The 14,771-nt window shown below is 65.2% G+C and carries 12 protein-coding genes; 1 reads left to right on the top strand and 11 read right to left on the bottom strand.

The genetic code is table 11. The features are described 5' to 3' along the window. Window positions 1-5: 5 nt before the first annotated feature. The 11 genes from CEY09_RS24325 to metE form a co-directional block, all read right to left on the bottom strand. Entirely contained in the window at window positions 6-806 is an 801-nt protein-coding gene (locus tag CEY09_RS24325) for a uroporphyrinogen-III synthase (RefSeq protein ID WP_088590586.1), read from the bottom strand. Continuing rightward, window positions 806-1,753 carry a hydroxymethylbilane synthase gene (gene hemC / locus CEY09_RS24320; RefSeq protein ID WP_088590585.1) on the bottom strand — a complete coding sequence of 316 codons (948 nt, stop codon included), beginning with the start codon at window positions 1,751-1,753 and terminating at the stop codon, window positions 806-808. The genes CEY09_RS24325 and hemC overlap by 1 nt, the downstream gene beginning before the upstream one ends. Before the next feature lie 9 nt (window positions 1,754-1,762). Then, window positions 1,763-1,885 (bottom strand): hypothetical protein, encoded by a 123-nt coding sequence (locus CEY09_RS32715; protein ID WP_006218348.1) that lies wholly within the window; start codon window positions 1,883-1,885, stop codon window positions 1,763-1,765. Then, window positions 1,872-2,588 carry a TerC family protein gene (locus tag CEY09_RS24315; protein WP_088590662.1) on the bottom strand — a complete coding sequence of 239 codons (717 nt, stop codon included), beginning with the start codon at window positions 2,586-2,588 and terminating at the stop codon, window positions 1,872-1,874. Before CEY09_RS24315 ends, CEY09_RS32715 begins: the two co-directional genes overlap by 14 nt. A gap of 110 nt (window positions 2,589-2,698) precedes the next feature. Continuing rightward, complete coding sequence (locus CEY09_RS24310; protein ID WP_006225011.1) at window positions 2,699-3,397, bottom strand: TerC family protein; 699 nt, start codon at window positions 3,395-3,397, stop codon at window positions 2,699-2,701. Between the two features lie 282 nt (window positions 3,398-3,679). Continuing rightward, window positions 3,680-4,561 (bottom strand): succinate--CoA ligase subunit alpha, encoded by an 882-nt coding sequence (gene sucD / locus CEY09_RS24305; RefSeq protein ID WP_006225012.1) that lies wholly within the window; start codon window positions 4,559-4,561, stop codon window positions 3,680-3,682. Window positions 4,562-4,583: 22 nt separating this feature from the next. After that, on the bottom strand, window positions 4,584-5,744 hold the full coding sequence (gene sucC / locus CEY09_RS24300; RefSeq protein ID WP_006225013.1) for an ADP-forming succinate--CoA ligase subunit beta: 1,161 nt from the start codon (window positions 5,742-5,744) through the stop codon (window positions 4,584-4,586). 10 nt (window positions 5,745-5,754) lie between these two features. After that, window positions 5,755-6,357, bottom strand: a complete 603-nt coding sequence (locus tag CEY09_RS24295; RefSeq protein WP_035213193.1) for a DUF2889 domain-containing protein — start codon at window positions 6,355-6,357, stop codon at window positions 5,755-5,757. Between the two features lie 82 nt (window positions 6,358-6,439). Then, window positions 6,440-7,054 carry a 4'-phosphopantetheinyl transferase family protein gene (locus CEY09_RS24290; protein ID WP_234818388.1) on the bottom strand — a complete coding sequence of 205 codons (615 nt, stop codon included), beginning with the start codon at window positions 7,052-7,054 and terminating at the stop codon, window positions 6,440-6,442. Then, window positions 7,051-11,046 carry a Pls/PosA family non-ribosomal peptide synthetase gene (locus CEY09_RS24285; RefSeq protein WP_088590584.1) on the bottom strand — a complete coding sequence of 1,332 codons (3,996 nt, stop codon included), beginning with the start codon at window positions 11,044-11,046 and terminating at the stop codon, window positions 7,051-7,053. Before CEY09_RS24285 ends, CEY09_RS24290 begins: the two co-directional genes overlap by 4 nt. 166 nt (window positions 11,047-11,212) lie before the next feature. Next, complete coding sequence (gene metE, locus CEY09_RS24280; protein ID WP_088590583.1) at window positions 11,213-13,510, bottom strand: 5-methyltetrahydropteroyltriglutamate--homocysteine S-methyltransferase; 2,298 nt, start codon at window positions 13,508-13,510, stop codon at window positions 11,213-11,215. Window positions 13,511-13,707: 197 nt separating this feature from the next. Between metE and CEY09_RS24275 the strand changes: the two genes are divergently transcribed. Beyond that, window positions 13,708-14,625: a LysR family transcriptional regulator gene (locus CEY09_RS24275; RefSeq protein WP_088590582.1), complete on the top strand. Its 918-nt coding sequence runs from the start codon at window positions 13,708-13,710 to the stop codon at window positions 14,623-14,625. The last annotated feature ends 146 nt before the right edge of the window (window positions 14,626-14,771 follow it).

Below are 14,771 nucleotides of genomic sequence, written 5' to 3'. Positions count from 1 at the left end.
ACGAATCAAGCAGCAACAAAAGCCTGGAATATCGACTCGTCGTTGGGCAAGCAGATTTTTACCATTGCTGATGGCTCGGCGCCATGACAGCCCGGCGGCACGCGGCGCGCCAGCGAAGGGTGCGTCAGCACAAAGCGGCACGCGTCCCACCAGGCAAGCAGCCCTGCGGCATCCAGGCAGGCGCGCACGGCGTCCGCCCCTTCGCCGCTGGTGATGAGCCAGGTGGCGCTGACACCGGCATCTGCCCAGCCCCGCAGCGTCGCCAGTTGCGCGGCGTCCCAGTTTGCCGGACGGCGCAGATAGGCCGCATGGCGCGTCACGGCCACGCCGTGCGCTTCCAGCCGGTCTCCCAGCCAGTCCCTGCCCTGGGTGCCGCGCACCAGCAGCACGCGGGCGGGCAGCTGCGGCAGACCGCAAAGCACGTCCCACAGGGCCTCGGAGTCGTGGCTGGGCGCATCTTCGCCAGGATGCAGGACTGTTGTATTCGCGCCAAAATCGGGCGATTCACGCAGCCCCTGGGCACTGGCGGGCCCGACGGTGGCGGCAATAGTGGCCGCCGGCCAGACGGACGAACCGTCGGCGCGGGCCAACTGATCCAGGTATTGCTTGCCCGCATTGCCGCTGACGAACACGACCATGTCGAAGTCGGCCGGCCGCGGCAGGTCCGCGGCGGCGACATCCAAGGCGTGGATTTCAAGGGCAGGCAGGATGCAGGCAGACCAGCCGGCGTCGGTCAGACGGCCGGCCAGCGCCTCGTTGCGGCCCGCGGGCCGTGTCAGGACAGCGACTCGCGGTGGCGTGGACATCAGTCCGGCCGGGCGTCGTCTTGCAGCAGTTCCTGGAGGATGGCGGCAGCGCCAGCCTCCAGCAGCTCCTGCGCGGCGGCTTCGCCCAGCGCCTCGGCGTTGACCGCCGGACCGCTGCGGGTCGTGTGGACCATGCGCGTGCCGTCGGGTGATGCCACCAGCGCACGCAGCGACAGGGTGTCGCCCGAGATCTCGGCAAATGCCGCCAGCGGCACCTGACAGGAGCCACCCAGCTTGCGCGACACCGCCCGTTCGGCCAGCACGCAGGACGTAGTGGCCGAGCTGATCAGCGGCGCGAGCCAGGCGCGCATGTCGTCGCGATCGTCGCGGATCTCGATGCCCAGCGCGCCCTGCCCGGCTGCCGGCAGGCTGTCGGCCGGGTCCAGCAGGCTGCTGATGCGCCCGCCCAGCCCCAGGCGTTCCAGTCCGGCGGCAGCAAGGACGATGGCGTCGTATTCGCCCTTGTCCAGCTTGCCCAGGCGCGTATCCAGGTTGCCGCGCAGCGGCTTGACCACCAAGGCCGGGTAACGCGCGCGGATCTGCGATTCGCGGCGCAGGCTGGACGTGCCCACGACGGCACCCGCCGGCAGGTCTGCCAGCGTCGCATAGCGGTTGGACACGAAGGCATCGCGCGGGTCCGCGCGATCAAGGACGGCGCAAAGCTCGAACGGGGCTTGCAGATCGACCGGCACATCCTTCAAGGAGTGCACGGCCAGATCGGCGCGCCCGTCGAGCAACGCGTTTTCGAGTTCCTTGACGAACAATCCTTTGCCGCCCACTTTGGACAGGGTGCGGTCAAGGATCTGGTCGCCGCGGGTCGTCAGGGTAAGGAGCTCAACCGCGCACGCCGGGTACAGCGTGCGCAGCCGGTCGCGCACATGCTCGGCTTGCCACAGGGCAAGCCGGCTGGCGCGGGTCGCGATGACCAGGCGTTGCGGAAGAGACACGTGACGTCATCAAACGAAATTGGAGACGATGACCGTCGCGACTACCCCGAGGATGGCCAGCACGAAAAGGCCCTGAAGGAGGCTCAGGCCCGATTCGGATTGCTGGGGATCAACGGATCTACGCAGACTCATGGGATTCCTTGGAAGCGGTTTTGCGGCTTGCCAGCCACCGTCCAAGGACAACAACGAGCAAGGCGCCAATAATTTCAGCGGCGATTTTAACCGTAGTGGGCTGAACGCCGAATTGACGTTCGACAATAACGTCGGTAATCAGCATGCCGCCGGCGATCCAGCCCAGCAAGGCGGCGCCAAACGTAACAACCAACGGGTACTTGTCGATCAGCTTGAGCACCAGGGTGCTGCCCCAGATGATGATCGGCACGCTGACGATCAGGCCGAAGGCAACCAGGCCGATCTGGTGGTCGGCGTGGGCGTTCTGGGCCGCGCCGGCGATGGCGATCACGTTGTCCAGGCTCATCACGAAGTCGGCGATGATGATGGTCTTGATCGCGGCGGCGATGGATGTCCCGCCCTTCACGTTGCCATGCGCATCGTCTTCAGGAACCAGGAGCTTGACACCGATCCAGACGAGCAGCAGGCCGCCCACGACTTTCAGGAACGGGATCGACAGGAGCGTCAGTGCGAAAGCGATCAGCACGACACGCAGGATGATGGCGCCCGCGGTGCCCCACAGGATGCCCTGCATGCGCTGCTTGGGGGCCAAATTGCGACAAGCCAGCGCGATCACGACGGCGTTGTCGCCGCCCAGCAGGATGTCGATGAGGATGATCTGGAATACCGCTGCCCAACTCAGCGTCTGGAAAAACTCAAGCACTATGAACCCCCGAAGGCATTTATGAAAAGAAAGGCCGGTCCCGAGCCGGCCATCCTGCCGCGCGCGGCGCAGCAGGATCATTCAAACAACTAATTATTGTAATTCAGCTTTCAGTCAGCTTTCTGGCGCATCAGCAAAACTTTACCAATTGCCAGCACCAGCACCGCACCGAGCGCACCCGTCATCAGTTCGAAGCTGTGATGCGATACGCCCAATGCCGCGTCAATACGCGCCACCGGTTCCTGCAAGGCGGGATCACCCACCAGCAATTCACCTGCAATAAAGCCCAACAACGCAGCCCCCACCCAGACGATGATCGGGAAGCGCTCGATGACCTTCAACAGCAGCGTGCTGCCGAAAATGACCAAGGGGATGCTGATGGCCAAGCCCAAAACCAGCAAGGTCGTGTCGCCCATCGCCGCAGCAGCAACCGCCACCACGTTGTCCAGGCTCATGACCAGATCGGCAATCATGATAGTGCGGATTGCGGTCAGCAGATTACCTTGCGTCTTGCCCGCGCCGTCGTCTTCGCCTTCCGGCAACAGCAGCGTCACGCCGATGTAGACGAGGAGCAGCGCGCCGATCAGCTTCAGATACGGCAGCAGCAGCAACTTGGCCGCCACCAGGGTCAGCACAATACGCATGATGATCGCGGCGGCCGAGCCGATCGTGATCGCTTTCTTCTGTTGCGCCGGCGGCAACGAACGCGCTGCCAGCGCAATAACCACGGCGTTGTCGCCTGATAGCAGGATGTTGACCCAAATGATCTGGAGCAACGCTATCCAGAATGCCGCTGAACTAAGTTCCATGCCTCTCTTTCCCAGGTGATGATCCCCCTAGGACAAACCAAATGAATGGATGATGAAAACGAAAATCGTACTGACCGTCTTGGTGCGAGCCCGACGGCATTCTTGCTGGGTACGTGCGAAATTTCTTTCATTATAGTTTCGTTCAGCTTTCCGTATGTTTTGGCGACCGCGATATGGACACGGGATTTCCCTAAGAACACGCCGAAGACCCAGGCCGCGAAGGCGTCGGATAAACGAAAAAAAGCCCGCCGAAGCGGGCTTTTTTGGCGCAATGCTGAAGACTTACAGCACCGACTTGAGCAGCTTGCCCATTTCGGAGGGGTTGCGCGTGGTGCGGATGCCGCAAGCTTCCATGACTTCCAGCTTGGCGTCGGCCGTGTCGGCGCCACCGGAGATCAGGGCGCCAGCGTGGCCCATGCGCTTGCCGGCGGGAGCCGTGACGCCAGCGATGAAGCCGACGACCGGCTTCTTCATGTTGTCCTTGGCCCACTCAGCCGCGTTGACTTCGTCCGGACCGCCGATTTCGCCGATCATGATGACGGCGTCGGTGTCGGGATCGTCATTGAACAGCTTCAGCACGTCAACGTGCTTCAGGCCGTTGATGGGGTCGCCACCGATACCGACGGCGCTGGATTGGCCCAGGCCCAGTTCGGTGACTTGCGCCACGGCTTCGTACGTCAGGGTGCCCGAACGGCTGACGATGCCGATGCGGCCCTTGCGGTGGATGTGACCCGGCATGATGCCGATCTTGATTTCGTCCGGCGTGATCAGACCCGGGCAGTTCGGGCCCAGCAGCAGCGTCTTGCTGCCCTTGGCCTTCATGCGGTTCTTGACTTCCAGCATGTCGCGGACCGGGATGCCTTCGGTGATGCAGATCACCAGATCCAGTTCAGCTTCGACAGCTTCCCAGATGGCAGCAGCGGCGCCGGCCGGCGGCACGTAGATGACGGACACGGTTGCGCCCGTATCGGCCTTGGCGTCCTTCACCGAAGCGAAAATCGGCACGCCTTCAAAGTCTTCACCCGCCTTCTTGGGGTTCACGCCGGCCACGAAGGCGGCTTTACCATTGGCGTACTCACGGCACATGCGGGTGTGGAACTGGCCCGTCTTGCCCGTGATGCCCTGGGTGATGACTTTGGTGTCCTTGTTGATCAGAATCGACATTTGTGAATCCTTGGCAATTTTTTTACTTGACGGCGGCTACGACGCGGGTGGCGGCTTCGGCCATCGTGTCGGCGCTGATGATCGGCAGACCGGAGTCGGCCAGCATCTTCTTGCCGAGTTCTTCGTTGGTGCCCTTCATGCGGACGACCAGCGGCACGTTCAGGTTGACGGCCTTGCAAGCAGCGATCACGCCTTCGGCGATGACGTCGCAGCGCATGATGCCGCCAAAGATGTTGACCAGAATGGCCTTCACGCTCTTGTTGGCGAGCATGATCTTGAACGCTTCAGTGACCTTCTCGGCCGTGGCGCCGCCGCCGACGTCCAGGAAGTTGGCCGGCTCGCCGCCGAACAGCTTGATGGTGTCCATCGTGGCCATGGCCAGACCAGCGCCGTTCACCAGGCAGCCGATGTTGCCGTCGAGCTGGATGTAGGCCAGGTCGAACTTGCTGGCTTCGATTTCAGCGGGATCTTCTTCGTCCAGGTCGCGGTAGGCGACGATTTCCGGATGACGGAACAGGGCGTTCGGGTCGAAGTTGAACTTGGCGTCCAGGGCGATGATGTTGCCCTTGCTGTCGCGGTTCAGCGGGTTGATTTCGACCAGCGAGGCGTCGGTGTCCATGTAGCACGTGTAGAGCTTCTGGAACACGTCCACGGCTTGGGCGGTCGAGTCGGCGGGCAGGCCGATCGCGTTGGCGATCTTGGTGGCTTGCTCGGCGGACAGGCCGGTCAGCGGGTCGATGTATTCGGTGATGATCTTTTCGGGGGTGGAGTGGGCCACTTCCTCGATGTCCATGCCGCCTTCGCTGGAGGCGATGAAGGCGACCTTCTGCGTAGCGCGGTCAGTGACCAGCGACACGTAGTATTCCTTCTGGATGTCGGCGCCGTCTTCGATGTACAGGCGACGGACCTTCTGGCCTTCCGGGCCAGTCTGGTGCGTGATCAGCTGCATGCCCAGGATTTCCGAGGCCAGCTTGCGGACGTCGTCCAGCGAGCGCGCCAGCTTCACGCCGCCGCCCTTGCCGCGGCCGCCCGCGTGGATTTGTGCCTTGACGACCCAAACCGGTCCACCCAGCTTTTCAGCGGCAGCCACGGCCTCGTCGACGGAAAGAGCGGGGATCCCGCGCGGCACCGGGATGCCAAATTGCTTCAGCAGTTCCTTGCCTTGATACTCGTGGATTTTCATGTGTTACCTGTCAGGACGTATGAGAAAGAGAAGGTGAATCGGAGGACGAATCGGCCGATGCCTCAGCGCTACCCCCGGTGTACCACTTGGGATAGTGCTCAGCCACCACCGGGCCGCCAGTGCTGAGCGCATGACAGCCATCCAATTGGAATGGACGCCGGTTCGGGTTGGTTTCCTGCCGCCGGCGGTTGGCCATGGTCTGGACCGCCGCGGTGGGAAGCACCTGCGACAGCTCGGTCATGTGCGTACAGCCCTCCACATGCCCGAACCGCTCTTTGACCTGGCGGCGGAATCCCTTAAGCAGATTCATGCCGACCAGATCAGTGTAAGCGGGCTCGATGGCCATGCAATGACCGCCGTAAGGGGCCGCGTCATAGACAGCCTGCGCCGCCACGATCGAGAAATTCTCGTCGATGGTGATGCGCAGATGCATATGGTGGATGGGCTGCCCGGCCTTGAACATCTTGCCGTCGCTCTTGGGGAAATCGTACGCCTTCACGTCGATCAGCTCGGCTTCCAGATCCCAGTTGCCGTCTTCGCGCGCATACGACTGCACGCGTATGGAACGCGTGTGCAGAGGTTGGCGAGGGTAATCCGGCGGTGGCAAGGGCATGCTGGGGGCCTGCGGGGCGAAGATGGCCTGCGCATGGTGCGCGGCAACAAAACCTTGAAAGTATAGCGCAGGCAGCCGGCGATCAACCGTCTTGCTGCGGCCGGCTCGCTAGGGGACAGAGTGCGGCCGACGCCCAGAGGCCGTCGTGGCGGACCTGGCCGGTCAGGCGTGCGGCGGCCAGATGGCCTTCCCGCACGGGCGTGTATTCCTCCAGCCCGCGGCGGCAGGCTTTCAACCGGGCCTCCAGCGCGCTCCAAGCCTGGGCGAAGGCATCCGCGCGGCCGACCGGCGCGCAGGCGGCCAACCTGGCCGCGACTTCGGGTCCGCAATAAAGCCGGGCGACCTCGATATCGCCCTCGCCGCCCCCTGCTCCGCCGTCTGCGGCCGCCAAGTCCACGCCCGGCACCCCCAGGCGGGACAAGCCGCACAAGATATAGGGGCCACAATAAGAGAAGGAGCTGTGCCAGGGGGAACCCGGTTCCATGGCGGGCCCCTTGGGCGTTTCCGTCCAGCGCGCCGCCGCGCCCGCCCGGCGCGACAGTTCGGCCGCCAGCCACGCGCGGGCCGCCTGGCGCTGGCCATCCCGGCCAGTCGCCAGCCGCAGCAGCCACAGCTCGACCGGCGCGCCCTCCCCGGTCAACCGCAACGCGGGTGTGAGGGTCGGCGGCGCCGCGAACAAAATCTCAGGTGCGTTCAAGCGCGCGGCCCCCGCGTCCACGGGGTGGCCGGACTGCCCATCCAGGCCTGCCCGGCCGGGATGGTTTCGCCCTTGAGCACCAGGGTCAGCGGCCCCAACACGGCGCGTTCCTCGACGTGGGTGTCGTACAGGATCGTGGTGCGCGGACCGACATTGACGCCGCGGCCGATGCGCACGGGCCCGATCTTCATGACGCGATCCTCGAACAGATGGGTCTGCGGCCCGGACCAGGCGTGCAGCACCGCGTCGTCGCCGATCAGGACGCAGTCGTACTCGGTGACGTCGGTGGTGTCCATGAATACGCGCTTGCCAATGCGGGCCCCCATGCAGCGCAACGCCAGGGGCAGCCAGGGCGTTGCGCGCAAAAAGTTGAAGAAGTTGGGCACGGCGATCGACTCATACAGGCTGGTCACTGCCTCGCTCTTCCAGACGAAGGGAGTCCACATGGGTTCAGCGCGTGGCCGGTACCGGCCCACCAGCGTCCACTTCAGCAGCACCAGGAACAGGAACGTGCCCAAACCATAAAGAACACCGGCCAGCATCAGTTCGTCGAAGGCGGCCAAAAAGCCCTGGGCAACCGCGATCGGGATGATTTTCATGACCGTCAGATAGCCCACCGCGATCACGACCGCCAGCGGCAGGATCATGCGCATGCCCTCGACGGCGCCGCGTGCGACCTTGCGGCCCAGGCTCGGCCGGAAGGTCAGGTGCTCGGGGAAGCCCGCGGTCTGCTCGCGGGCGGGCAAGGCCAGCGGCGGATTGCCCAGCCAGGTCTGGCCGCTGGCCATGCGGCCGTTGGCCGGCGCCCGGCTCTGAACGCCGATCAGCACGTCGTCGGGCAGCACCGACCCATCGGGCACGTACGCCCCATTACCGACAAAGCTGCGATTGCCGATGATGGTCGGGCGCATCGTCATCCAGCCTCGGTCGATTTCCTCGTCGCCCAGCATGACGCCATCGGCGATGAAGCTGTCGCGCCCCAGCGTCAGCATGTCGGGCACGATGCCCATGGCGGTGGAGATCTCGGTGCCCCGCCCGACCTTCGCGCCCAGCAACCGGTACCAGGTGCCGGCGTAGATCGAGGCATACAGGCCGTGCAGCACGCTCAGGCTGGACTCCTGGATCTGGTTGGTCAGCCAGCGGCGCAGATAGATCTGGCCATAGACTGGCCACCGCCCGCCCGACAAGCGGGGCAGCAGCAACCAGCGCAACAGGGCAGATACCAACACCGTCAGGAACAGCAGCAAGGCGCTGGCCGGCAACGCCAGCAGCAGGTAGCAAAGGAAGGCATAGGGCCAGGACACGCGGTCGCCCATCAAGTCCAGCCAGCGCGCGTCGATCCAATCGATCAGCACGAAACTGGGAAAGACCGGCATGAAGAACAGCGCCGCGATCAACGTGCCGCCCAGGGCATAGGCCACCACATCCAGTTGGCGCAAGCGCCCTGCCCGAACGGGTCGGGGCGGCAGTTCAGGAGCATGCGCCTGGGGATCGTACCGCGCGGGCGCGCCCGTCCAGACTTGCCCCGCCGGGATGCGTGCGCCCGAAGCCAGCGACGACAAGCCGTCCAGCCGCGCGCCCTCGCCCATCGACACATCGCCTTGCAGCACCGCGTACGACCCGACGTAGGCATTGTCGGCCAAGGTGATCGGCGCCACTTCCCAGACGCCCCCGCGCACCGCGAAGTTCTCCAGGTTGACGGCCGCGCCAATGCTGACGCCGTCGCCAATCGTCAGCAGGTCGGGCGCGCGGACCGAAATACGGCTGATGGCCGCGTCGCGGCCAATGCGCGCGCCCAGTGCCCGCAAGTACCAAACCTGCAAGGGGGAGCCGGCCAGCAAATGCGCCGGCGGGATGTCAAGCACCCGGTCCACCAGCCACCAGCGGTAAAAGCGCCACCCGTACAGCGGATAGCGGCCCGGCTTGAGCCGGCCCAGGATGCCCCACTTGCACGCCACGGCCACGCCGAAGCTCAGCAGGTTGCAAAGCAGATAGCTGGCGATGGACAGCGCTACCGCACGCCAGACCGAGTCGCCCTCGTCGCCCGTCCAGTAGTGATACGTGAAGAACGGCGTCAGCCAGATCAGCATGCGCACGCCGATCAGCAACGGCAGCGCGGCAAGCTGGGCCAGGCCGCAGGTCCAGCGCCGCCACTCCGGCGCTTGGCCCGCGGCGTCACGGGATGGCGCAGTAGTGTCGCCGTCTTCCACCGCGACCGGCACGGCCGCTGCCAACGCGTCCAAGCGCGCCGACAGCGCCCCCAGGCCGGGGTGCTGATAGAGCTCGTGCATCGTCAGCGCGGAAAACTGCGGATGCTTGCGCAGCGACGACACCAGGCGCGCGGCCAGCAGCGAATGGCCGCCCAGGTCGCGGAAGAAGTCGCTGGCCAGGCGCAGCGGCTGGCCCGGGAACAAGGGGCGCAGCGCGTCGAACAGCGCCTGTTCGCCGGGCGTTACCGCGACGTCGTCTTCGCCGCTGGGCTCGGACACGGTTTCCAGTTCACGCGCCTTGAGCGTCTTGCGGTCGATTTTTCCCGACGTCAGGCGCGGCACCTCGGCCACGCGTTCAAAGCGGGCGGGGATCATATAGGCAGGCAGGTCTTGCGCCAGCGCGGCGCGCAAGGCGTGCAGGTCCAACCGCGCCTCGCCCTCGGGTTTCAAGAAGGCCACCAGTTGATCGATGCCGCCCAGGTCGCGCAGCACCACTGCCGCCGCGCCCACACCGGGTTGCCGGTACAGCGCCGCTTCGATTTCGCCCAGCTCGACGCGGAAACCCCGCACCTTGACCTGGTCGTCGCTACGGCCCAGGCACTGGATCTGCCCATGCTCGTCGATGCGTGCGAGGTCGCCGCTGCGGTACATGCGCGTGTCGTGATCCCCGCTGGGCCGGGGGTTGGCAAGGAATTTTTCGGCCGTCAGCTCGGGGCGCCCGAGGTAGCCGCCCGCCACGCCGGGACCGGTGATGCAAAGCTCACCCACCTGCCCTTGCGGCAACACCGCGCCGTCCTCGCCGCGGATGAGCATGCCGTAATTGGGCAGCGGCGTGCCGATGGTCACGGGTTGGCCGGGCAGCAATTCGGCCAGGCTGGCCGATACCGTGGTCTCGGTGGGGCCATAGGTATTGAACAGGCGCCGGCCCGGCGTGGCCCAGCGCGGCACGAGGAAGTCCGGGCACACTTCGCCGCCCAGGTTCACGATGCGCAAGCCCGGCACATCGTGCGCGAACAAGGCAAGCAGCGTCGGCACCGCATGCAGCACGGTCACGCCTTCGCGCACCAGCGCGTCGGGCAGGCCTTCGGGGTCGGAGGTCAGCATCTTGGGCGCCACCCACAGGCTGGCACCGACCAGATAGCTGATCCAGATCTCTTCGAACGACATGTCGAAGGCCACCGAAAAGCCCTGGTAGACCTTGTCGCCATGCCGCACGCCCAGCACCTCGTTTTCGCTGCGCAGGAAATGGCAGATGCTGGCTTGGCTGATCGGCACGCCTTTCGGCTTGCCGGTGGACCCGGACGTGTAGATCACGTAGGCAGGATGCTCGGGCAGCAGCCCTTGCCTTGCGCGCAAGGCGCCGTCGACAGGCATCGACAGGGCCCAGGGGGTCCACGTCGTCATGCCGTCCAGGCGCACGTCGGCGCTGGCGATCACCCCCTGGGCGCCCGCATCCTGCAGACAGACCAGCATGCGATCGGGCGGCGTGTCGGATTCGAACGGCAGCCAGGCCGCGCCGGCTTTGGCGATGGCCGCCTGCATCACCAGCAGGTCCGCGCCGCGCGGCAGACACAGGCCCACGATCTGCCCGGGCCGCACGCCGGCCTCGATCAGATGGTGCGCAGCCAGGTCGGCGCGCCGGCCCAGCATGTCGTAGGTAAGGGTCTGATCCAGCCAGTGAATGGCGATGGCGGCGGGATGCCGCAGGATCGTGGCTTCCAGAATATCGGGCAGCGTTTCCGCGGCAAGCAGATCCGGCCGATAGGGGCCTTGGAGAATCATAGGAACGGCAACAATCCAGCTGTTGGGATTTTTGCTTATTGACCCGTGCCGCGGGAATTCGTTCCTCTTTCTGAAAAAAAGCCCCCGGCCGGTACGTAGGTCGCACACGAACCAGGGGCTTAACCCTCGACGCCCGCCCATGGGCCGGCGTTAGGGTGGCCGGTCTTCAGGCCGACTGGCGCAGCGTGCGGGCCGCTTGCACCATGCCGATCAGCGCCGCTTCGGTTTCGGGCCAAGCGCGCGTCTTCAGGCCGCAGTCAGGGTTCACCCACAGGCGTTCCTTGGGCAGGCGGGCAGCCGCCTTTTCCATCAGGCCGACCATCCAGTCCACTTCCGGCACGTTCGGCGAGTGAATGTCGTACACGCCGGGGCCGATATCGTTCGGGTAATCGAAGTCTTCAAACGCCTTGAGCAGTTCCATGTTGGAGCGCGACGTTTCGATTGTGATCACGTCCGCGTCCATCGCGGCGATCGATTCGATGATGTCGTTGAACTCCGAATAGCACATGTGGGTATGGATCTGCGTTTCATCGCGCACGCCAGCGGTCGACAGGCGGAAGCAATCCACCGCCCAGTCCAGGTACGCCTTCCAGTCGGCGCGGCGCAGCGGCAGGCCTTCGCGGATGGCAGGCTCGTCGATCTGGATGACGCTGATGCCAGCGGCTTCCAGATCCACCACTTCGTCGCGCAGCGCCAGCGCCAGCTGGCGGCAAGTCTGTTCGCGCGGCTGGTCGTCACGCACGAACGACCATTGCAGGATCGTGACCGGACCGGTCAGCATGCCCTTGACGGGCTTGTCCGTCAGCGACTGCGCGTAGGACGACCAGCCCACCGTCATCGGTGCGGGACGGGCCACGTCGCCGAAAATGATCGGCGGCTTGACGCAGCGCGAACCGTAGCTTTGCACCCAGCCGTTCTTGGTGAACGCGAAGCCGGCCAGCAGTTCGCCGAAGTACTCCACCATGTCGTTGCGCTCGGGTTCACCGTGCACCAGCACGTCCAGGCCCACCTTTTCCTGGAAGCGGATGACTTCCTCGATCTCCTTGCGGATGGCGGCCTCGTAGCCCGAATCGGTCAGCACGCCGGCCTTCCAGTCGCGGCGCAGCGCACGGATTTCAGCGGTCTGCGGGAACGAGCCGATCGTGGTCGTCGGGTAGGCGGGCAAGCCCAGCTGTTCTTGCTGGCGGGCGATGCGGCCCGCGAACGGCGCGCGGTCACGCGACACGCTGGCGGCGCCAGACATGCGTTGGCCGACGACCGGGTTGTGGATGCGGGCCGACGATCGGCGCGCGGCCAGTGCCGCGCGTTGCTGCACCAGGCCCGGCTGCACCGACGGGTCCGTCGCGCTATCCAGCGCACGGCCCAAGAGGCTCAACTCTTCCAGTTTCTGAGCGGCAAACGACAGCCAGCTCTTCAACTCGGCGTCCAGTTCGGTTTCGTTGGCCAGATCCACCGGCACGTGCAGCAGCGAGCACGACGGGGCCAGCCACAGGCGGTCGCCCAGTTGTTGCTTGACGGGCGCCAGCGTCGCAATGGCGGCGTCCAGGTCGGTGCGCCAGATGTTGCGGCCATTGATGACGCCAGCGGACAGTACCTGGTCGGCGCGCAGGCCGGCCACGACGTCAGCCAGTTGCTCGGGCGCGCGGACCAGATCCACGTGCAGGCCGGCCACGGGCAGGGCCTGGGCGGTGGACAGGTTGTCCTTCAAGCCGTCGAAATAGGTGGCGATCAGCAGCTTGACGGGGCTGGCGGTCAGCACGCCGTACACCTGTTTGAACCCATCGCGCCAGGCTTGCGGCAAGTCCAGTACCAGGATGGGTTCGTCGATCTGCACCCATTGCACGCCCAGCTTGGCAAAGCGAGCCAGGACTTCTTCGTACACCGGCAGCAGGGCAGCCAGCAGTTGCAGCTTGCCTTTGTCGGCAGCGCCGCCCGCGAACGCGTCGCCCTTGCCCTGATACAGCCAAGTCAGCGGGCCCGGGATCACGGGCTTGACGGCATGGCCCAGCGCTTGCGCTTCCTGGATCTGTTCGAACAGCGATTCCCGCGCAATGCGGAACGTCTGGCCCGGTACCAGTTCTGGCACGATGTAGTGATAGTTGGTATCGAACCACTTGGTCATTTCGCAGGCGGCGGCAGGCTTGCCCGTCGGTGCGCGGCCACGGCCCATGCGGAACAGCGTGTCCAGCGAAACGGCTTCGCTGTCGCTCTGGCCGAAACGGGCCGGCACGGCGCCCAGCAGCGTGCTCCATTCCAGAATCTGGTCGTACCAGGCGAAGTCGCCGACGGGCACGAACTTCAAGCCAGCTGCTGCTTGCAGCTTCCAGTGCTTGGCGCGCAGTTCGCGGCCGGTTTCTTCCAGCGCTTCGGCGGTTTGCTTGCCGGCCCAATAGGCCTCCACCGCGCGCTTCAATTCGCGCTGGGCACCAATGCGGGGAAATCCCAGATTATGAATAGTAGTCATGTCATCGCCGCCATTAGACAAAATTTGTTCAAGTGAAGGCCATTGTGCCGGCAAATCTACATGAATCAAAATCAATGTTTACATTCATAGGATGAGGAAATCTCATACAATATAAGTTCATTCCACCCTGATGGGGTTGGTGCCTGCAGCGGGTAGCCGCCACGCGGCGCCGCTGCCCCGCGTCCTCGACTACGCCCATGCTAGAAATCCGCCATCTTGAGACGCTGACCGCCATCCGTGAAGGCGGCAGCCTGCAAGAAGCCGCCGAACGCCTGCACCTGACCCAATCCGCCCTGTCGCACCAGCTGCGCGACCTGGAAACCCGCTTGGGCACGCCGCTGCTCAACCGGCGCACCCGGCCGGCGCGGCTGACCACGGCGGGCCTGCGCGTGCTGGCGCTGGCGGACGAAGTGCTGCCCCGCATCCGCGCCACCGAGCGCGAGTTGCAACGGCTGGCTGCCGGCCGCACGGGCCGCTTGCACCTGGCGATTGATTGCCACTCATGCTTCCAATGGCTGATGCCGGCGCTGGACGCCTTCAGGGTGCAATGGCCGGACGTGGCGCTGGACCTGTCGGCCGCCTTTTCGTTCGCCCCCCTGCCCGCCCTGGTGCGCGGCGACCTGGACCTGGTCATCACCTCGGACCCGCAGCCGCTGGACGCGGTGGAATATCTGCCGTTATTCAAGTACGAACTGGTGCTGGCCGTGTCCGAGTCCAATCCGCTGGCCGGCAGCAAATTCGTCATGCCCGACCAGTTGGCCGATCAGACGCTCATCACGTACCCGGTGGACAAACAGCGCCTGGACGTCTTCACCGCCTTCCTGGACCCGGCCGACGTGGAACCTGCCGCCATCCGCAAGGCGGAGCTCACCCCCATCATTGCGCAACTGGTGGCCAGCAACCGCGGCGTGGCCGCGCTGCCGAACTGGGCATTGACCGAATACATGAATCAGGGTTGGCTACGGCAGTGCCGCCTGGGCCCGCAGGGGGTATGGCGCACGCTGTACGCCACGGTGCGAAGCGAAGATACCGACGCGTCGTACATCGACGAATTCCTGACCATCACGCGCGACGTCTGCTTCAAGACACTGTCGGGAATCAAATCGGCAAAGTAGAGAGGGAGGGAGCCCCCACGCTGTACGTGCTTCGCACGCTTGCTGCCCCCCGAGGGGGCTTTTTCCCCTTGGGGCGGCCCGGCGGGGAAAAGGCGCCCCCACGCTGCGCATGCTTCGCACGCTTGCTGCCCCCCGAGGGGGCTTTT

The sequence above is a fragment of the Achromobacter marplatensis genome (genome assembly GCF_002209535.1).
GTDB classification, from domain to species: Bacteria; Pseudomonadota; Gammaproteobacteria; order Burkholderiales; family Burkholderiaceae_B; genus Achromobacter; species Achromobacter marplatensis.
The sequence above is the reverse complement of the archived record's forward strand: the minus strand, read 5'-3'. Positions and strand labels throughout refer to the sequence as shown.